16 protein-coding genes are annotated in these 18,429 nt (G+C 54.4%); 4 read left to right on the top strand and 12 right to left on the bottom strand.

Annotated features, from left to right (window positions below):
• Positions 1–124: 124 nt before the first annotated feature.
• The 5 genes from TH3_RS18800 to TH3_RS18820 form a co-directional block, all read right to left on the bottom strand.
• On the bottom strand, positions 125–1,312 hold the full coding sequence (locus TH3_RS18800) for an acetyl-CoA C-acyltransferase (protein WP_007088809.1): 1,188 nt from the start codon (positions 1,310–1,312) through the stop codon (positions 125–127).
• Positions 1,313–1,342: 30 nt separating this feature from the next.
• Complete coding sequence (locus TH3_RS18805; protein ID WP_040060202.1) at positions 1,343–2,515, bottom strand: isovaleryl-CoA dehydrogenase; 1,173 nt, start codon at positions 2,513–2,515, stop codon at positions 1,343–1,345.
• Between the two features lie 58 nt (positions 2,516–2,573).
• On the bottom strand, positions 2,574–3,038 hold the full coding sequence (locus TH3_RS18810) for a PaaI family thioesterase (protein ID WP_007088807.1): 465 nt from the start codon (positions 3,036–3,038) through the stop codon (positions 2,574–2,576).
• Between the two features lie 189 nt (positions 3,039–3,227).
• Positions 3,228–4,070 (bottom strand): substrate-binding periplasmic protein, encoded by an 843-nt coding sequence (locus tag TH3_RS18815; RefSeq protein ID WP_233421801.1) that lies wholly within the window; start codon positions 4,068–4,070, stop codon positions 3,228–3,230.
• Positions 4,071–4,324: 254 nt separating this feature from the next.
• Positions 4,325–6,133, bottom strand: a complete 1,809-nt coding sequence (locus TH3_RS18820) for a DEAD/DEAH box helicase (RefSeq protein ID WP_007088805.1) — start codon at positions 6,131–6,133, stop codon at positions 4,325–4,327.
• A gap of 375 nt (positions 6,134–6,508) precedes the next feature.
• Between TH3_RS18820 and TH3_RS18825 the strand changes: the two genes are divergently transcribed.
• Positions 6,509–8,179 (top strand): methyl-accepting chemotaxis protein, encoded by a 1,671-nt coding sequence (locus tag TH3_RS18825; RefSeq protein WP_007088804.1) that lies wholly within the window; start codon positions 6,509–6,511, stop codon positions 8,177–8,179.
• A 106-nt stretch (positions 8,180–8,285) separates the two neighbouring features.
• On the opposite strand, the gene TH3_RS18830 is transcribed toward TH3_RS18825, so the two are convergent.
• The gene (locus TH3_RS18830; RefSeq protein WP_007088803.1) at positions 8,286–9,146 is read right to left on the bottom strand and encodes a prephenate dehydratase; all 861 of its coding nucleotides are present in this window, start codon (positions 9,144–9,146) and stop codon (positions 8,286–8,288) included.
• 81 nt (positions 9,147–9,227) lie between these two features.
• Positions 9,228–9,968 (bottom strand): 3-deoxy-manno-octulosonate cytidylyltransferase, encoded by a 741-nt coding sequence (locus TH3_RS18835; RefSeq protein WP_007088802.1) that lies wholly within the window; start codon positions 9,966–9,968, stop codon positions 9,228–9,230.
• A gap of 336 nt (positions 9,969–10,304) precedes the next feature.
• Here TH3_RS18835 and TH3_RS18840 point away from each other — a divergent pair, with 336 nt between their 5' ends.
• The 3 genes from TH3_RS18840 (at position 10,305) to TH3_RS18850 (ending at position 13,163) form a co-directional block, all read left to right on the top strand.
• A complete protein-coding gene (locus tag TH3_RS18840) occupies positions 10,305–11,012 on the top strand; it encodes a c-type cytochrome (protein ID WP_007088801.1) in 708 nt (235 codons plus the stop codon).
• Between the two features lie 107 nt (positions 11,013–11,119).
• Entirely contained in the window at positions 11,120–11,905 is a 786-nt protein-coding gene (hisN, locus tag TH3_RS18845; RefSeq protein ID WP_007088800.1) for a histidinol-phosphatase, read from the top strand.
• A gap of 31 nt (positions 11,906–11,936) precedes the next feature.
• A complete protein-coding gene (locus TH3_RS18850) occupies positions 11,937–13,163 on the top strand; it encodes a cation:proton antiporter (RefSeq protein ID WP_007088799.1) in 1,227 nt (408 codons plus the stop codon).
• A 171-nt stretch (positions 13,164–13,334) separates the two neighbouring features.
• On the opposite strand, the gene TH3_RS18855 is transcribed toward TH3_RS18850, so the two are convergent.
• From TH3_RS18855 to TH3_RS18875, 5 genes are all read right to left on the bottom strand, one after another.
• Entirely contained in the window at positions 13,335–14,003 is a 669-nt protein-coding gene (locus tag TH3_RS18855; protein ID WP_007088798.1) for a LysE family translocator, read from the bottom strand.
• Positions 14,003–14,503: a DinB family protein gene (locus TH3_RS18860; protein WP_007088797.1), complete on the bottom strand. Its 501-nt coding sequence runs from the start codon at positions 14,501–14,503 to the stop codon at positions 14,003–14,005. Before TH3_RS18860 ends, TH3_RS18855 begins: the two co-directional genes overlap by 1 nt.
• Before the next feature lie 48 nt (positions 14,504–14,551).
• Positions 14,552–15,511, bottom strand: coding sequence for a DMT family transporter (locus tag TH3_RS18865; RefSeq protein ID WP_007088796.1), 960 nt, complete (start codon positions 15,509–15,511; stop codon positions 14,552–14,554).
• Positions 15,512–15,624: 113 nt separating this feature from the next.
• On the bottom strand, positions 15,625–17,583 hold the full coding sequence (locus TH3_RS18870; RefSeq protein ID WP_007088795.1) for a potassium/proton antiporter: 1,959 nt from the start codon (positions 17,581–17,583) through the stop codon (positions 15,625–15,627).
• A 236-nt stretch (positions 17,584–17,819) separates the two neighbouring features.
• Positions 17,820–18,284 carry an Lrp/AsnC family transcriptional regulator gene (locus TH3_RS18875; RefSeq protein WP_007088794.1) on the bottom strand — a complete coding sequence of 155 codons (465 nt, stop codon included), beginning with the start codon at positions 18,282–18,284 and terminating at the stop codon, positions 17,820–17,822.
• Positions 18,285–18,429 lie beyond the last annotated feature (145 nt).

An 18,429-nucleotide genomic window follows, 5' to 3' on the forward strand; every position in this document is an offset into this window, starting at 1 on the left:
GCAAGCAGTCTCGCCCCTGCGCCAAAACCGCAATTCCGATAGCAGGATCACGGTTTTCTGTCATCAGAAAGCCGAACCCTCCGATCACAGGGGCGTAACTTCGTTCACATAATTTACCAAAAACTTAAAGCAGCTCGATGGCGACCGCCGTGGCCTCACCGCCACCAATGCAAAGCGACGCCACGCCCTTGGTCCCGCCATGGGTTTTAAGCGCATGGATCAGGGTCACCAACAACCGCGCACCGGTGGCACCTATCGGATGGCCCAGCGCACAGGCACCGCCATGGACATTGACCTTGCCGTGATCAAGTTCCAGATCACGGATGGCGGCCATCGCCACCACGGCAAAGGCTTCGTTGATTTCCCACAGATCAACATCGTCCTTGGACCAGCCGGTTTTGCCCAGCACCTTTTTGATCGCATCAATCGGAGCCGTCGTGAACCAGCAAGGTTCTTGGGCGTGGGTAGACTGACCAACGATTTTGGCAAGCGGCTTAAGCCCGCGCTTTTCGGCTTCCGACGCGCGCATCATGACAAGAGCCGCCGCCCCATCGGAAATCGATGCCGAATGGGCCGCGGTTACTGTGCCGTCCTTGGCGAATGCCGGGCGCAGGGTCGGGATTTTTTCCGGCTTGGCCTTGGGCGGCTGTTCATCGGCATCAATGGTAACCTCGCCGTTACGGGTGGCATAGGTCACCGGGGCAATTTCATCAGCAAAATGGCCTGACTTGGCAGCATTCTGCGCACGAGTCAGCGACGTGATGGCATAGTCGTCCTGTGCTTTGCGGGTAAAGCCGTATTTTTCGGCTGTCGCCTCGGCAAAGGTCCCCATGGAACGGCCCTTGTCATAGGCATCTTCCAGCCCATCCAGCGCCATATGGTCATAAACCATGTCATGACCGTATTTGTGGCCCGACCGCATTTTCGGAAGCAGGAACGGCGCATTGGTCATGCTTTCCATCCCCCCCACAACCATGACATTGGCGCCACCGGCGACCAGCGTATCATGGGCAAACATCACGGCCTTCATGCCCGATCCGCACATCTTGTTGATCGTGGTTGCACCGGCAGAACGCGGGATACCCGCCTTCCATGCGGCCTGACGCGCCGGGGCCTGTCCCTGACCAGCGGGCAGAACGTTACCCATAATGACTTCGTCAACATCTTCGGCAGCAACACGGCCATGCTCAAGCGCGGCCCTGATGGCAACGCCGCCCAGTTCGGATGCGGTAACGGTTGCGAAATCCCCCTGCAGGCCGCCCATCGGGGTTCTGGCACAGGAAACGATAACGATGGGGTCTGAATTGCTCATGGATCTGATCCTGTATTCCAAATATGGGGATTAGGCGGTTTCGCCGAAAAGTTCACGGCCAATCAACATGCGGCGAATTTCGCTAGTGCCTGCGCCAATCTCGTAAAGCTTGGCATCGCGCAGCAAACGTCCCGTCGGGTATTCATTGATATAACCATTACCACCCAGCGTCTGAATGGCTTCAAGCGCCATCCAGGTCGCTTTTTCGGCAGCATAAAGGATCACTCCTGCCGCGTCCTTGCGTGATGTTTCACCACGATCACATGCCTTGGCGACCTCGTAAACATAGGCCCGGCAGGCATTCATTGTGGTGTACATATCGGCCATCTTGCCCTGCATCAGCTGGAATTCACCGATCGCCCTGCCGAATTGTTTGCGTTCATGAATATAGGGCACGACCACGTCCATGCAGGCCCGCATGATGCCGGTCGGTCCGGCGGCCAGAACGACACGCTCATAATCAAGGCCGCTCATCAAAACACGAACGCCGCCATTCAAATTCCCAAGGATATTTTCATCGGGTACTTCGCAATCCTGAAACACCAGTTCGCAGGTGTTTGACCCCCGCATCCCCAGTTTATCGAGCTTCTGCGCCGTCGAGAAACCCTTGAAACCCTTTTCGATAATAAATGCCGTAATACCCTTGGGCCCAGCATCGATATCGGTTTTAGCATAAACCACCAGCGTATCGGCATCCGGACCATTGGTGATCCACATCTTGTTGCCATTCAGGATGAAACGGTCACCTTTTTTTTCCGCCCGCAATTTCATCGACACCACATCGGAACCGGATCCCGGTTCGCTCATGGCAAGCGCACCGACATGTTCACCACTCATCAACTTTGGCAGGTACTTTGCCTTTTGCTCGGCATTGGCATTGCGTTTGATCTGATTGACACACAGGTTGGAATGCGCCCCGTAGGAAAGTGCAACCGATGCCGATGCACGGCTGATTTCTTCCATGGCAATCACATGTTCAAGATAGCCAAGACCGGTACCGCCATCTTCCTCGGGGACTGTCATACCCAGCAGACCAAGATCGCCAAATTTGCGCCACAGATCATTGGGGAATTCATTTTTTTCATCAATCTCGGCCGCGCGCGGCGCGATTTCTGCCTCGGCGAAGGATGAAACGGTTTCGCGGATCGCTTCTGCGGTCTCGCCGAGATCAAATTTCAATCCGGGAAAGTCGAAAAATGCCATTTTACTATTCCTGCCCTGGGTGTTTTGATTTTTTGATAAAAGTGAATAATCAAACCGATTATGCAGCGTTACTTAATAATTCCGGCGGCAGCTTCATGACCTTGAGCGTCTGAAGCGACGTCGCACACAGAACCGGCTCACTATTCCTCATACCAAAGACATCGATGCGGGTGACAATGATCGACCGACCGCGTGAAACCACCTCGCCAACCGCGCGCAACTGATCGCCCATGCCCGGCGCAACGATGTTAAGCTTGTATTCGATGGTCAGCATGCCCTGATCTTCGGCAACGAGGCTCCATCCAGCAAAGCCGCCCGCGATGTCGGCAAGCCCGGCGATCAGGCCGCCATGAAAATAGCCGTTATGCTGGATCAGATCCGCGCGTGACGGCACGACAATCTCGACCCGCCCCGGCTTCACATCAACGACCTCGGCCCCAATCGAAAGATTGTAGGGCTGCTGAGAAAACCGATGCCGGACTTCAGCATCATAGTTCGGATTTTGCGGCTCAAACTGTGCCATCTTGCGATCCTGTCCTGCCTGCAGTCATGCCGGGTCAATATATCGAGCACCGGACATCACGGGTTATGAAGCAAATCTGTTGTAGTTTACGTTAACGTAAACGTCAAATCAAAATCCGCATCACTATACCTATTTATGATCGCAAGAGGCAAAAGGCCGGTTTTCAACTTTATATCAACTCATCGGGGGTCAGTTTGTGCCGGTGCTCCAGCGGGCGATGCTGGCTTCGAGCATTTCATCCATCACGCCGTCGCCCACAAGCTTGAAAAGTGCCTGAGCAATACGGCCACGCATCGCGCCGGTATTGCAGGGCGACTTATGCGACATGGTCAGATACAGGCTTTCTTCGCTTACCGCGATGTCATAGCTGCGAATATCGTCAATCTTTTCCCGCGCAGCAAAAGCTTTGCCCGGGAACTCTTCGTAAATCAGATATTCTCCGCGATTACGATCCAGCATCATCAAACCTTGTTCAAGGCTTGGAACTTCCCGAATTGTCAGGTTTTGGGCTGCATAGCTGTCGAATTCCTGCCCGAAACTGTTGTTGATGACTGTAAGCCCCTCAAGCCCGCGCAGATCCGACCATTGGCGATAATTGATATCAATGTTGGCTTTGGTCCAGATGACCGTACGCGTCCCTTGGAATGCCGGATAAAAATAATCCATGTATTCAAGTCGCGGCACCGTAAAGAAGGCACCTGCGATCATATCGATGCCACCCTCACGCATGTGCTGCTGCACACGCCCCCAACTACCGGTATTGACGACTTCAATGTTAATGCCCGCGGCATCACCAACCCGCTGCAGGAATTCAGCAGCCGCACCAATAAGATGACCAGAACCATCGTCGGCTGGCCAAAGATAGGGTGGGTAATCCGGGTTTCCCGATGCAATCAAATGGTTGCAATCCCGCACGCCACCATTATCGACCGCAAAATTCTGTGAGGCGTCTTTGGCATGGGCAATGTTTGCTGCGATTAAACCAGCAACGCAAATGGACGCTAAATACCCTGTCCGGGTCATCAACTGCATATCCATCACTCTCCAACCGCATCACCAATCTCGCAGCGTCGATTATTTTATGAGTAATGTAAGGAGACTCACGAGCATATTCACCATCCGGTATGTGTTTTTTTCGCACATTACCACAATTACACACCAACCGTTGGATGATACTGTGTGACGTCCTAAAATCAAAAAAGCCCCCGCAAAGCGGAGGCTTCTTTTAAAATCTTCAGATTTCCCGGGACTTTCAGCAAAAGGCGGAAAGAGAAAGGCAAAATGACTTAGGCGGAACGGCGCTTCATGCCCTGGTTTCCACCACGGATTTCACCACGACCACCTTCGGCACGGCGCGGACGATCACTGAAATCACGACCGCGGGTATCACGATCTCGATTTTTGAAACCGCGTTCGCCACGTGGTTTGTCAGCAAAACGACGCTCACCATCACGTGCCGGTGCACCTTCGCCACGCGGGCGGAAGTTGGTGCCACGGTCCGTGCGCTCGGTACGATCAGAACGCTCTGCACGATCAGGGCGCTGGTCGGCAGCAGCGCGATCAAAGCGCGGCTTGCGGTCAAAACGGTCACCACCGCGGTCGTTACGATCCGAACGGGCCGGACGATCACCACCGCGATCACCACGCGGCTGATCTGACTGGCCAAAACGACGGCCGCCATCACGATCACCACCAAAAGCCCGACCGCCTTCGCGATCCCCTTCGAAACGGCGCGCACCATCACGGTCACCTTCGGCACGACGCGGGCCGCCGAATGAACGGGCACCATCACGGCCACCAGCAAATCCACCGCGACCACCACGGCCAGCATCGCGACCACCGTCACGACCACCGCCGAAACCACCACGACCACGACCGCCATCACGGCCACCGCCAAATCCGCCGCGACCACCACGAGCACCATCGCGACCGCCACCACCCGACGAACGGGCCGGAGGAGCCGAATGGAATTCATGATCTTCGTCGATCTCGACCTGCTGGCCGATCACGCGTTCGATGTTGCGCAGATGACGAACGTCACGCGGTTCGCAGAACGAAATCGCGATGCCTTCGGCACTGCCGCGACCGGTACGGCCAATGCGGTGCACATAGTTTTCCGGATCGGTCGGCAGGTCATAGTTGATGACATGCGTGATGCCCGGAACGTCAATCCCACGTGCTGCAACGTCAGTTGCAATCAGGACCGGGAACTGGCCATTACGGAAGTTACGCAGGATTTTCTGGCGAATACGCTGCTGCTTGTCACCATGGATGGCGTCGGTATCGACACCTTCATCGCGCAGTTGGAACGAAAGCTCGTCCGCATCGGCTTTGGTTTTGGTGAAAACCAGAACGCGTTCGCTTTCCTGACGTTTCAGCAACTGAACCAGAAGCGAGGTCTTGTCGTGACGTTTCACGAACATGCCGCGCTGGGTCACACGCTCGGTCACGCTGGACTGCGGCGCGGTTTCAACCTTAACCGGATTGTTCAGCAAACGGTCGGTCAGATGTTTGACAGCCGGCGGCATGGTTGCCGAGAACATCACCGTCTGGTGATCACGCGGCAGCACTTCGGCAACGGTCAGAACGTCTTCCGAGAAGCCCATATCGAGCATACGGTCGGCTTCGTCAAGAATGAAGACTTCGATGTCATCAAAACGAATGGTATTGCGTGACATGTGGTCAAGCAGACGACCCGGGGTCGCAACCAGAATGTCAACGCCACGGCGCAGTTCCTGAATCTGCGGGCCCATCGGCGAGCCACCGTAAACAACAGAAGAGAACAGGCGAATACCTTTTTTGAAATCACGCAGGCACTGACCGATCTGGTTTACCAGTTCACGCGTCGGCGCAAGAATAAGCGCGCGCGGCTGGCCCGGTGCCGGGCGTTTCGGGTTTTCGGCAAGGCGCTGCAACAGCGGCAGGCAGAAAGCAGCGGTTTTACCACCACCCGTCTGGGAAATACCCATCAGGTCACGACCCTCAAGCAAAGCCGGAATGGTTTTTGCCTGAATCTCGGTCGGTGCGGTGAAACCAGAAGCTTCAACGTTGCGCAGCAGGGGCTCGATAAGGTTGAGCCCTTCAAAATTAGTCATAAAGGAAAGTCCTTCAAAATCCGGTCGGCGCCATGTTCGCGCCATGATGTGCCTGCTCGACAGCAATAGCGACCGGTGCACGGCGATCAAGCCGCTGCTTCGGACCCTGCATGAGAGGCATATGATGAGGCCATGACGTCATCACGTCATCGCCGCCCTCGCCTTTTCACACAGTTCCTGACAGCTCAATCTGCCCTACAAGCGAAGGAATGAACGGGGTGATACATGCCCCCCGAAACAAAGTCAATCAATCCCTGCGCCGGGCAGCCATGCAAAAACGCATTCACCATTCCCATATGTAACGCGGAATTAATCTATGCATGTCTAATTTGTGTGCATTATCGGTCGCTTAAATAACGCGTAAGGGGAAGAAATATGCGTTTTCGGGTTGTTACGGGGATTTTTTCGATCCCGGCCATCTGCCTGCTGACACTTCTCGCGATTATCGCGACAGTCGCTTTGAATTATCAAAACAGCCTGCGTAACGGTAAGTTCGAACAGATCGAACATCTGACCGAGGGTGCGGTAACGATCGTTGATTCATATATTGCCAAGGTCAAAGCGGGCGATATGGATGAAAACGCCGCCAAGGCAGAAGTGCTTTCATTGCTCAATGCGTATCGCTTTGATGGGGAGAACTACATATACGCCACCGATTATAACCATTGCATGGTTCTCGATCCGCTCAGCCCCGAAGATGTCGGCAAATGCAACCCCGACAGCAAAGTGCGCCAGATGATCGTCAAAACCGCCAAGGCCGGTGGTGGCGTGATAACCTATGAAACCAAAAAACCAGGCATGGGCGATACATTGGTCGAAAAGGCCGCATATGTTCGTCCGATTCCGGGCTGGAACTGGGCATTGGGTGCGGGCGTCTATATGGATGACGTCGCCGCAGAATTTCAGTCTGTGATGCAACGTATCGCGATTATCTCTGTGATCGCGATCGTCATCGCCGGCGTGTTGTCCTGGTTCGTCGGCACCCGCATAACCAAAAGCATCGTCGGCCTGAACCGTTCGATCGCGACAATTGCCGAAGGCAATTATCAGGCACCAGTTGACACGGATTCCAACTTTACCGAAATCGGCGACATGGCATCTGGCGTTCTTGCCCTGCGTGACAAATCCGCGCAGGCCCAGCAGCTTGAAAAAGACGCCGCAATCCAGAAACAGAGAGCCGAAGAAGAACGACGCACCAATATCCGCAACATCGCCAAAAAACTCGAGAGCGAAGTTGGTGGTATTGCCGGTGCCGTTGACCAATCGGTTAAACGCAGCGGTGAACTTGCAGTCAATATGTCACACAACGCCGAAGGCATTCTTGATCAGAGCCAGCAGGTTGCATCTGCTGCCGGATCCGTCTCGCAGAATGTTGATGCGGTTGCCGCCGCGACCGAGGAACTTTCTTCCTCTATCACGGAAATCAACGTTCAGATTTCCCAGATGTCAAACACTGTAGAACGCGCAACGCATGAAAGCCAAAGCGCCTCTGACGATGTTGGCGGCCTGTCCGAAGCCGTTGATAAAATCAAGGAAATCGTCAGCCTGATTAACGACATCGCGGGCCAGACCAACCTCTTGGCCCTGAACGCAACCATCGAAGCCGCCCGTGCAGGTGATGCGGGCAAGGGCTTTGCGGTGGTCGCAAGCGAAGTCAAAAACCTTGCGACCCAGACCGGGCGGGCGACCGAGGAAATCGCGGCCCAGATCAACGGCATCGTCGAAGGCACCGAGCGTGCGGTTACGGGTATTTCGCGCGTGTCGGAAACCATTGATCAGGTCCGGTCTGCGTCAACCGCCATTGCGGCGGCAATTGAAGAACAGGGCGCAGCCACACAGGAAATCGCGGGCAATGCCAATCGCAGTGCGGATGGCGTGAAACAGATTTCGTATAGTGTCGATCAAACCATGAAGAACGCGCAAAGCACAACCACCCATGCGGGCGATCTGCGCAACGCGTCCGAAGAACTTTCGTCGCGGTCTTCGGAACTGACACAGATCATTCACCGCTTCTCGAACGATCTGATCAAGCAGGCTGAGAATTGATTGCTGCGAAGAAAATAGCCTCAACCAAAACGGATGAGGCTTAAGCAAAACGGGTCATTTCCTGCGAAATGGCCCGTTTTCTTTATCGAAAAGGATCTAAGCCGATCTATTCGGCGGGAAGATCATTTTCCCGACGGAAGGAATGAGACGGATAAACACCCAAAATCCGGACCTCGTGCGAGAAGAACTGAAGTTCTTCAAGCGCATGGCGAAGACCAAGCTGTTCTGGATGGGCTTCGACCTCGGCAAAGAACTGGGTTGCGGTGAAATGCCCCTCGACCATATAGCTTTCAAGCTTGGTCATGTTGATCCCATTGGTTGCAAAACCGCCAAGCGCCTTGTAAAGGGCCGCTGCAACGTTACGGACGCGGAAGACAAAGCTTGTCACTACCGGCGTGCCATCATTGGCGATATCAAGCGGCTCGCGCGCCAGAATGATGAAACGGGTCGTATTATGTGCCGCATCTTCGACCTCGGTGCGCAGCACATCAAGGCCATAAATCTCTGCTGCCAGAACCGGGGCAATCGCAGCAATGCTTTTATCGCCCAGATCGGCCACTTCCTTTGCGCAGCCTGCCGTATCTGGCCCGACAACGGTATTCACGCCAAGTTCCTGACGGATTTTACGGCACTGGCCCAGCGCGTGAACGTGGCTTCGGATTTCCTTGATATCCGAAATCCTGGCACCGGGAACTGCGACAAGCGCGTGGTTGATGCGCAGGAACGTCTCGCCAATGATATGCGCCCCAGAGTCAGGCAAAATGTGGTGAACATCCGCCACACGACCGGCCAGAGTGTTATCAATCGGGATCACTGCCAGATCGACATCACCATCGCGCAATGCACCAAATGCGCCCTCAAACGTCCGGCAAGGTACGGTCGTCGCACCCGGAAAGGCGCGCCGCGCTGCCTGATCGGAGTAGGCACCGTGCATTCCCTGAAAAGCGATACGTTGTTGGGCAGTCATCTGGTTGTTTCCTGATATCTAATATGATTTCCATGTTGCATCCTGCGGCTTTACCGCCAGACAAGACATAGAAAAGCCTAATTACGCGCCCAGCACAAGTCGTGCGCGTTCAAGGTCTTCCGGGGTGTCGACGCCAAGCGGCACGCCGTTCACAAGTGCAACCGCGATCACCATGCCGTTTTCAAGTGCGCGCAGCTGCTCAAGCTTTTCACGCTTTTCAAGTTCGGCCGGTGGAAGACTTACAAACCGGTCAAGTGCTGCCCGGCGATAGGTATAAAGACCGATATGATGGTAAAGCGGCCCGTCGCCATACGGGGCCGTTGCCCGCGTGAAGTAAAGCGCACGCGCCACACGATCAGCACCAAAGGCCGCTACCGCCTTCACCACATTGGGATTTGTACGTTCTTCTTGCCGCGTGATTTCAGCCGCCAGAGTCGCGATGTCGACATTCGGATCGACAAGCGGCTCAAAAACCGCACGAATATCGGCTGCATCAATCGTCGGAAGATCACCCTGAACATTGACCACGGCGTCGTATTTTCCATCCGGGTCAAAGCTTTGCAACGCCTGATGCACCCGATCCGATCCGCTTGGCAAATCCGGATCGGTCAAAACGGCAATACCACCAGCCGCCGTTACCGCGTCGGCAATTTCCTTTTCGGCGCACGCGACGATAACCGGGCCGATTCCGGCCTCGGTTGCCCGGCGCCAAACATGAACAATCATCGGTTCGCCGTGAATATCAGCCAACGGCTTGTTAGGTAGGCGTGTCGATGCCATACGGGCAGGAATAACGACAACGGGGTTGCGCGGCGTAGTCATGTAGGCCTCCGGTCTGGCTTGATCCTGCTTTGATCTCGCGCAAAGCGCGCGTCTGATCACCTATGCAAGAAGCAATGTCGTGAATCGGCGGGACAATAGCCGGTTTTGGGGATTCTGCGAAAGACGGAATTGAATATGACGAAGGTATATCTCGTCTGTTTTCGCCTTTATGTTTAAGAAAGGTTGATGCAAATCTCTGAAACGTATAGTTTCCCTCCGACCGGTCTGACCTGCTGTCGCATGCGCGTTCTTGTGATCTTTAAGAGCGTTTTGGGGGCGCATGGGTCAGCTGTTAAAAAAGAAACCTGAGAGTGATTAGGCTGTAGGGATCCCGTCATGAAAACGATGGAAATCAACAAGATCGTCGCCGGTGTTATCTGTGCTGTGCTTTTGGTTATAGTTGTTGGCAAGATCGGAAGTGCTCTTGTGCACCCCGAAGAACTGGAAACGCCCGTTTACCCGTTCTCCGAGGATCTGATGGCTGGTGCCAACGCACCGGCTGCCGCACCGGCAGAGCCGGCTGGACCAGAACCGATTTTTGCATTGCTGGCATCAGCTGACCTTGCCGAAGGCGAGAAAGTCTTCAAAAAATGCGCATCCTGCCACGACACCGAGAATGGCGGCCCGAACAAAACCGGCCCGAACCTTTATGGCATCGTCGGTAACAAGTTCGCCCACAAGGATGACTTCGCCTATTCCGACGCCATGGCAAACCATGGCGGAACCTGGGGCTGGGAAGAACTGAACCACTTCCTGTACAAGCCGCGTGATTATGTCGAAGGCACGAAAATGAGCTTCGGGGGTCTGAAAAAGGCCGAAGATCGCGCTGCTGTCATCGCATGGCTTAACAGCAAGTCGGACAATCCGCTGCCTTATCCTGATCCGGCAGAAGCCACCGCAGCTGAAGGCACCGACGCCGCAGCAGATGCAGCCGCAGATACCCCGGCCGAGGCCGCGGAATCCAACGATGCCCCTGCTGAAGAAGCACCTGCCGCTGACGCCCCGGCAGAGCCCGCAGCAGAGGGTGAAGCACCCGCCCAATAAACGGGTGGGAAATTCACCGGATAATCGATTGATTTTTTACAGGGGACAGGTAACTGTCCCCTGTTTTCGTTTGCCACTAATCGTTTCAAAACAGGGAATGCGTTTTAATGGAAAATCTCGACCACTTTCTGGAGATCGCCCACAAACTGGCCGATACCGCCCGTCCGGTCGTGCACCAGTATTACCGCACCCCTGTTGCCGTGGACGTCAAGGCCGATGCAAGCCCGGTGACCATTGCCGACCGCGAAGTTGAAACCGCGATGCGGGCAATCCTGATTGCGGAACTTCCCGATCACGGAATTCTTGGCGAAGAACATGGCCGCCACAATATTGATGCCGATTTTGTCTGGGTCCTTGATCCGATTGACGGCACCAAGTCATTCATCGCGGGCAAACCAAGCTTTGCGACACTGATCGCCCTTTGCCACAAAGGCGTTCCCGTTATTGGCATTATTGATCAGGCCATCACCAATGAACGCTGGGTTGGTGTTATGGGTCGCGCCAGCACAATGAATGGTGACGAAATCAACGCCCGCGAATGCGAAACGCTTGATGCTGCCACCTTCTTTACCACGGCACCGGAACTGTTCCGCACCGATGCCTCGGCGCGCGCCTATAAGGCAGTTTCGAACAAATGTCGACAGCCGATGTATGGCGTTGATGCCTATGCCTATGGGTTGGTTGCGCTTGGCTTTGCCGATACCGTGGTTGAATGTGGTTTGCAGGCCTATGATTTTTGTGCCCTTGTCCCGGTCGTCGAAGGTGCCGGTGGCGTTATGACCGATTGGCAGGGCAAGCCGCTGACGATTTTCAGTGACGGTTCCGTCATCGCGAGTGGCGACGCCCGATGCCATCAGGACGTTCTTTCGACCATCCGGGCAGCAACGGTCTGATCTCTGCGCCCGCTTTCCGTTAGGCCGCATCATGTTCGAATGGGTCATCATCCTGTTTCTGGGAACCGGACTGCTTTACGGCCTGCAATCACGCAGGCTGCAACGGCGTAACATATCCTCGCCGATGATGATGGTTATAACCGGTGCGTTGATCGCATTGCCATTGGGCATATGGCACGAAGCACCCCTTGCCCCGTTCGCTGATCGCATCCATTTCGCCACCGGGTTTTCCGAAATGACGCTGGCGATCATTCTGTTTCTTGATTCCGCTGTCCTTGACTATCGCAAGGAAAAACATGCCATACGGCTTGCCAACCGGTTGCTCCTGATTGGGTTGCCGTTGACCATCGGTGTGACATGGGCTTTCATCATTGGCCTTCACCCTTCCATCGGGATTCTTCCGGCACTGATCCTTGCACTGATTGTAAGCCCGACCGATGCGGCCCTTGGCCGACCGGTATTGGAAAACAAATCGGTTCCCGATCCGATCAGACAGGGGATCAATATCGAAAGCGGTCTGAATGACGGGCTGGTTTTACCAATATTCACAGCCGTTGTATTGCTCGAAGCCGATATTGTCGGTGAAGGCAGCAACAACTGGCTGACCGAGGCGATCATCGAAATTTCCGTCGGGGCCGGGGTCGGGCTTCTGGCTGGCTATGTCATCGGCCAGATCGTCAATCACGCGGTTACCACCAACACCATCCTTGACCGGTTCGAACGCTTGCTTGGCGTGCTTTCAGCACTTTTCATCTTCTTCCTGTCTGAGAAGCTCGGAGGGAACGGCTTTGTCGCGGCCTTCGCTGGTGGTCTTGCATTGAACATATTCTCCGAAAAGGTCCGCGAAACTATCGAAAGTTTTGGCGAAGCAGAATCAGAACTACTTACCATGCTGACCTTCTTCATTTTCGGTCTGGTGGTTATCCCGGCTGTGTATCAGCTTTGGACATGGGAGATGCTGATCTTCTCGATTGTCAGCCTCGCGATCCTGCGCCCGCTTTGCGTCTGGATTTGCATGATCGGCAGCCCCTACAGTCTGGCGGAAAAACTCTATGTCGGCTGGTTTGGCCCACGCGGCATCGCGTCGGTTATTTACCTGCTGATCATGATCACCATGATCGATCCAAAGGGCTATGAATCCCTGATTGCTGCCGCCGTCATGATCGTCGCCATCAGCGTAACCGCACATGGTCTGTCGGCTGCCCCGCTTTCAAATATGCTGGTGCGTCACCTTGCAAAAAAAGGCGCCCGGTCCTGAGGATATCCCAGCCGGGCGCAAGTCTTGGTTTGCAGTAAGAGAGCTCTGGATGGAGTGCAAAATCCAGAGGGCCCGGCTACCAATCCGGACCAAGGACCTTTGCGCCTGAATGCAAAGGCCCGGCATCGTCATCCTTCCCAACCGGTTGGGAACGAAGGGTGACGAATTCGATTATGAACGCTCGGTCAGCGCCAACCGGACACCCAACGCGATAAACATCCCGCCAAGTGAACGTTGCAGCCAGATACCGAGCGACCCGTTAGCCCGAAGGCGGGTTGCGGCAAATCCGATGGCAAACACCACGACCGTCTCGACACAAAAACCGATGACATTCACCAGGGTACCAAGCACCAGAAACTGGATCGCACCATCCCCCGCCGCCGGGTTAACAAACTGGGGCAGAAACGCCATAAAGAAAATCGCGACCTTAGGATTAAGGACATCGATCATCGCGCCCTGACGCCATGCGTGGAACGCTGTCATGGTGGGTATCGGAGGCCGCTTTACCGCAGATATTTCAGATGACACATCATCCAGACCACGCTTGGCAAAACTGCTGCGCAAGGCACCAATCCCCAGCCACACCAGATATGCCACACCAATCCATTTCACCACCGAGAATGCCAATGTCGATGTGGCCAGAATGGCCGAAAGCCCAAGGGCTGCGGCAACCACATGGACAAACGCACCGGAACAAACGCCAAGACTGGAAAACACCCCGATCTTGCGACCATGGATCGCGGTCTGGGCACTGATATAAGCCAGATCCGGCCCGGGCGAGATATTGAGCAACAGGGCGGCAATCAGAAACGGCGTATATTGGATCAGAAGATCGGCCATCACGCATCGACCTCCAGGCAATAGTAAACCAGATCCATTGAAAGTGACTTGGCACCGGCCTCGATCAGCATGGAATGAAGCTGCCCGCGATGATGTGTTTGGTGGTTGAACATATGCGCCAAGACAATCTCGCGCGGCAGTGTATATGCCCCGGCCAGCATCGATTGATAGGACAGATCACTTGCCAATGTGTCCGCGTCAAGTTGTTCGGTAAAGGCGATGATTTTGGCATCCTGTGCCTCACGCGCGGTTCGGAATTCTGAAAATCCGGCGTACAGCACGGCATCAAGCGCCAGACGTTCAGGCACCCCGACCAGACGCCCCAACCACAGACGATCCGCCACCAAAAGATGGTTCAGTGTCTTGATGATCGACGGGAAAAAAGCAGCCCGCGGGGCGGTAAGTTCGCCCGCTTCAAGACCCGCACATGCGTCCAGAATATGCTGGTTCGCCCACGCATTATAATTGGCCATGCGTTGAAAGTAGGCAACTCCGTTCATAATATTTCATCCATCTTGATTCCGCCTCCCCCCGTCACTTCAAAAGCTTTATCCGGCCTTTGCGTCACAGGGGCTTGTCGTCTGGTTAGCACCACCTGTCGCATCTGCTGTTGTGTTCATGGCAAGGACGGGCGGTTTGGGCATCCGTTTGGTCAGGATCACGATATTACCCAGCAAAGTCAGGCCAACGCCTAGAACGATATTGCTGTCCCAGACAAATCCTTCAAACCAGGTCGACAGTAATAGCGCTACTACCGGAAACATGACGGAACTGTATGCCGCGCGGTCCGGGCCGATCTTGCCCAGAAGTGTCAGATAGGAGCCAAACGCCAGAACCGAGCCAAACAGGGAAAGGTAACTCAGTGCGGTAATAAAAGACGGACTGGTGTCAAAGGTAAACGGAATACCGGTAACAAGGATGTATCCGATCAACAGGATAGAGCCATACATCATGCCATAAGCATTCGCCTGAAGGACCGGAATGCCGCGCGCCTGATTGCGTGCCGATGCCATATTGCCAAGCGACGCGATATAGCTGCCCGCAAGCGAAACCAGCAACCCAACGCTACCACCTGCTGCCAGATCAAACGTTGCAAGATCGCGCGCAAACACCAGCGAAATCCCGCCAAGCCCGATTGCCGCCCCGATCAATGTCCGGGTTTCCGGACGCCGTTTGAAAAAGATCGCACCATTAATCATGTTCATGATCACGATGGTCGAAAACACTACCGCCAGAAGACCCGACGTCAAATGCGCACTTGCGATGTAAATCAGTACGTAATTCAGCGAAAACAGGCATATGCCAAGGGCCGCCATAAACACATGATCACGCAGGGAATAGCGCATAGGCAAACGGCGGATAACACACCATGCCATCAAAATTACTGCCGCCAGGACAAAACGATAGGCAACAGCCAGTTCCGGCCCGACCGAAAGCTGATACTGGATTGCGATCCAGGTGCTTCCCCAGATCAGAACAACAACACTATATAATCCAAGCGGGCCCATGACGGCACTCCAACGAAATCAATCGTTGGTATTTAGGGCAGTTTTTGCCAAACAGACAAACCAGCAAAACTCATCTATCCATTAGACATACTAATGGACTTTCTGTGCCATCGCTAAGATTTATCGCTTTTACCCGATTCTGCCCGCACCGGCCCGATATCATCATTTTCGCCATCATTTGCGGCATCGTCGACAACCGACATGTCATCTCCGGGTTCTTTGACGTCATCGGTATCGAGAACATCATCACCACGCTTCTTGCGCATTTTTTCGCGCAGGCGACGACGCTGCCATTCCTTCCAGATTGCCAGCAATTCTGTGCGCGAATGGAACATCGGCAGATGGCGTTTGGGCTTGACCGGTTTCTGTTCGACCGCCATGCCAACTTCGACAATCTCGTGCATATCATCGATCCGACGAACAATCAGTTCGACCATGCCATAGGCAACCCGGTCCCCGGGTTCGATATCGCCCGAAAGGTTGCGTTCAAGGATTTCGGCAACGGTCGCCTCTTCGTCCGCGTCCCCAACCACAAAGCCATACAAACGGCCAAGATCAGCAATACGGGTATCGGGTGGGAAACTGAAATCACCAAACAGGTCGACGTCATTTGCGCCCTCAGCCGGACCGGCGAACAACTGATCAAGCAGTTCGACATGGCGCGGTGGGGTAATGATATAAACCTGATCACCGCCTTCGATGCGCCCGGCACTGTGTGGGCGTAACGATTTGCCATCGCGCAAAATCAGGCTCGGCCGTGCCCAGCGCGGAATGCGTTGCCCGGTTGCCACCGCACTTTCGCTGTGAACGCGATAAACGACAATTTCCTGATTGGCGTTGCCCGGCAGTTCAAGGTCGATACGATCGACCGGCCCGTGTCGCGGCGGAATCATAATGCCCAGCCAGCGCGCCATCAGCCGGATTGTCCACCCCTGCAACAGCAGCGACGTGATCACAACAATAAAGGCCGTGTTGAAAAGAAGCTGGCCATATTCAACACCTTCCACCATCGGCACGATCGCAAGCAGGATGGAAACCGCCCCGCGCAAACCAACCCATGAAATAAAGGCGGTATCATTGCGTGAGAAGTTGAAGAACATCAGGCAAAGCCATACCGCAACCGGGCGGGCGACAAACACCAGTACAAGCGCCAGAATAACCCCGGGAATGATCACATCACCAAACTGTGACGGTGTTGCAAGCAACCCCATGGTGACAAACATCACGATCTGCGCCAGCCAGGTGGTTACGTGCTGGAACCGGCGCACCCCGACACTCATGCGCATCTGACTGTTGCCAGCATAAAGACCGGCGACATAAACTGCCAAAAAGCCGCTGCCACCAACGATACTGGTTGCGCCAAAAAGGCTAAGCGCGCAGGCAAGCGTTACAATCGGAACAAGTGCGGGTTCAAGCTTGACCCGGTTGATCATCTGGACGATGGCCATGCCACCCAGAAGACCCAAAACAGCCCCAAGTCCGATTTGCAGAACAAACCGTTCAAGCAGTTCCAGCGCCAGATTATCCCCGCCGCCCTGCATGATCAGTTCGACCAGCGAAATGGTCAGAAACACCGCCATGGGATCGTTCGAACCGGACTCGACTTCAAGTGTGCTGCGCGTACGGTCGCGCAAATTTATCCCGCCCACCCGCAAAAGGAAAAACACCGCCGCCGCATCCGTCGAACTGACAATCGCCCCGAACAACAAGGCCACCAGCCATGGCACATCAAGCACAAGCCAGGTGACCCCGCCAACGACAAACGTGGTCAACATGACCCCGACCGTCGCCAGTACGAGCGAGGGTGCGGCTGCAATCTTCAAGGTTCGAAGCTGGGTTTCAAATCCGCTATCAAACAGGATCATCGCAAGCGCAATGGACCCGATAAAATAAGCCAGCGGCGCATTATCGAAATTGATGCCGCCAATCCCGTCCTCGCCAGCACCAAGGCCGACAAACAGGAAAACAAGCAACAAGGGTGCACCAACCCGGAAACTGATCAGACTGGTAAAGACCGCAACAACGACCAGAACCGATGCAATCAGGATCACCAGATTCATCGATTCGATCATATTCGCGTCTCCATCCTGTTTGTCATTATCGTGAGACAGGTCAAAAAACCCGTCAGGTTCCTGTCAAATATTTTCCAAGACAGGAAAGTTTGAAATGCGTTACGGCAACACATCTTGCAATGATGTGCTTAAAGCGCCCAAAGGCGGCATTCTTGCGGCAGGATTACCCGATATTTGGTCAAATATCAGGCAAATGAAATCAATTCTCTCCACCGGTTATAATTCAGCACACCCAATCATTTATCGCCATCAAGCATTGCCGGAACAAAGCCGGTTTCTTTGGCTGTAGACAGGGCAATTTCCGGAATAACCTCGACCACGCCGGGGACTTCCTTGATCGTATCCGTCACAAAGCTTTCAAGATGAGAAGTATCGCGCAGGCGCAATTTCAACAGAAAATCAAATCGGCCGGTCATGTGATGACATTCAAGAACCTCGTCTGCCTTGATCAGCGACTTGACCAGTTTCTTGTTTCCCTTGGCCGGGTCGGTGCGCAACCAGACCATTGCGGTAAGTGCGCGACCAATCGCATTGCCGTCAACTTCGACGCGGTAAGCCTTGATAACCCCCTGTTCGCGCAATTTGCGCACACGGTCATTCACCGCCGAAACAGAAAGGCCGACCTTCGTCCCCAGCGCCGAATAAGACAAAGACGCGTCATCCTGCAAAATGTCGATCAACTTGCGATCAATGGCATCCATAAAACATCCCCCTGAAGAATTTTTATCAATATCAGACGATCTTACACGAAAACTGTGTAGGCATGAAACTTTCGGGTCGCCATCAACAAATGGTAGGACTATTTCGCTGATCAAGGCTGGATTTTTTATAAAATCAGTCTTATTC

Source organism: Thalassospira xiamenensis M-5 = DSM 17429 (assembly GCF_000300235.2).
GTDB lineage: Bacteria > Pseudomonadota > Alphaproteobacteria > Rhodospirillales > Thalassospiraceae > Thalassospira > Thalassospira xiamenensis.

Bases quoted from the DNA above. Each gene is read 5' to 3' on its own strand.
- TH3_RS18800 (WP_007088809.1), bottom strand. From the start codon at position 1,312: ATGAGCAATTCAGACCCCATCGTTATCGTTTCCTGTGCCAGAACCCCG.
- TH3_RS18805 (WP_040060202.1), bottom strand. From the start codon at position 2,515: ATGGCATTTTTCGACTTTCCCGGATTGAAATTTGATCTCGGCGAGACC.
- TH3_RS18810 (WP_007088807.1), bottom strand. From the start codon at position 3,038: ATGGCACAGTTTGAGCCGCAAAATCCGAACTATGATGCTGAAGTCCGG.
- TH3_RS18815 (WP_233421801.1), bottom strand. From the start codon at position 4,070: ATGCAGTTGATGACCCGGACAGGGTATTTAGCGTCCATTTGCGTTGCT.
- TH3_RS18820 (WP_007088805.1), bottom strand. From the start codon at position 6,133: ATGACTAATTTTGAAGGGCTCAACCTTATCGAGCCCCTGCTGCGCAAC.
- TH3_RS18825 (WP_007088804.1), top strand. From the start codon at position 6,509: ATGCGTTTTCGGGTTGTTACGGGGATTTTTTCGATCCCGGCCATCTGC.
- TH3_RS18830 (WP_007088803.1), bottom strand. From the start codon at position 9,146: ATGACTGCCCAACAACGTATCGCTTTTCAGGGAATGCACGGTGCCTAC.
- TH3_RS18835 (WP_007088802.1), bottom strand. From the start codon at position 9,968: ATGACTACGCCGCGCAACCCCGTTGTCGTTATTCCTGCCCGTATGGCA.
- TH3_RS18840 (WP_007088801.1), top strand. From the start codon at position 10,305: ATGAAAACGATGGAAATCAACAAGATCGTCGCCGGTGTTATCTGTGCT.
- hisN (WP_007088800.1), top strand. From the start codon at position 11,120: ATGGAAAATCTCGACCACTTTCTGGAGATCGCCCACAAACTGGCCGAT.
- TH3_RS18850 (WP_007088799.1), top strand. From the start codon at position 11,937: ATGTTCGAATGGGTCATCATCCTGTTTCTGGGAACCGGACTGCTTTAC.
- TH3_RS18855 (WP_007088798.1), bottom strand. From the start codon at position 14,003: ATGGCCGATCTTCTGATCCAATATACGCCGTTTCTGATTGCCGCCCTG.
- TH3_RS18860 (WP_007088797.1), bottom strand. From the start codon at position 14,503: ATGAACGGAGTTGCCTACTTTCAACGCATGGCCAATTATAATGCGTGG.
- TH3_RS18865 (WP_007088796.1), bottom strand. From the start codon at position 15,511: ATGGGCCCGCTTGGATTATATAGTGTTGTTGTTCTGATCTGGGGAAGC.
- TH3_RS18870 (WP_007088795.1), bottom strand. From the start codon at position 17,583: ATGATCGAATCGATGAATCTGGTGATCCTGATTGCATCGGTTCTGGTC.
- TH3_RS18875 (WP_007088794.1), bottom strand. From the start codon at position 18,284: ATGGATGCCATTGATCGCAAGTTGATCGACATTTTGCAGGATGACGCG.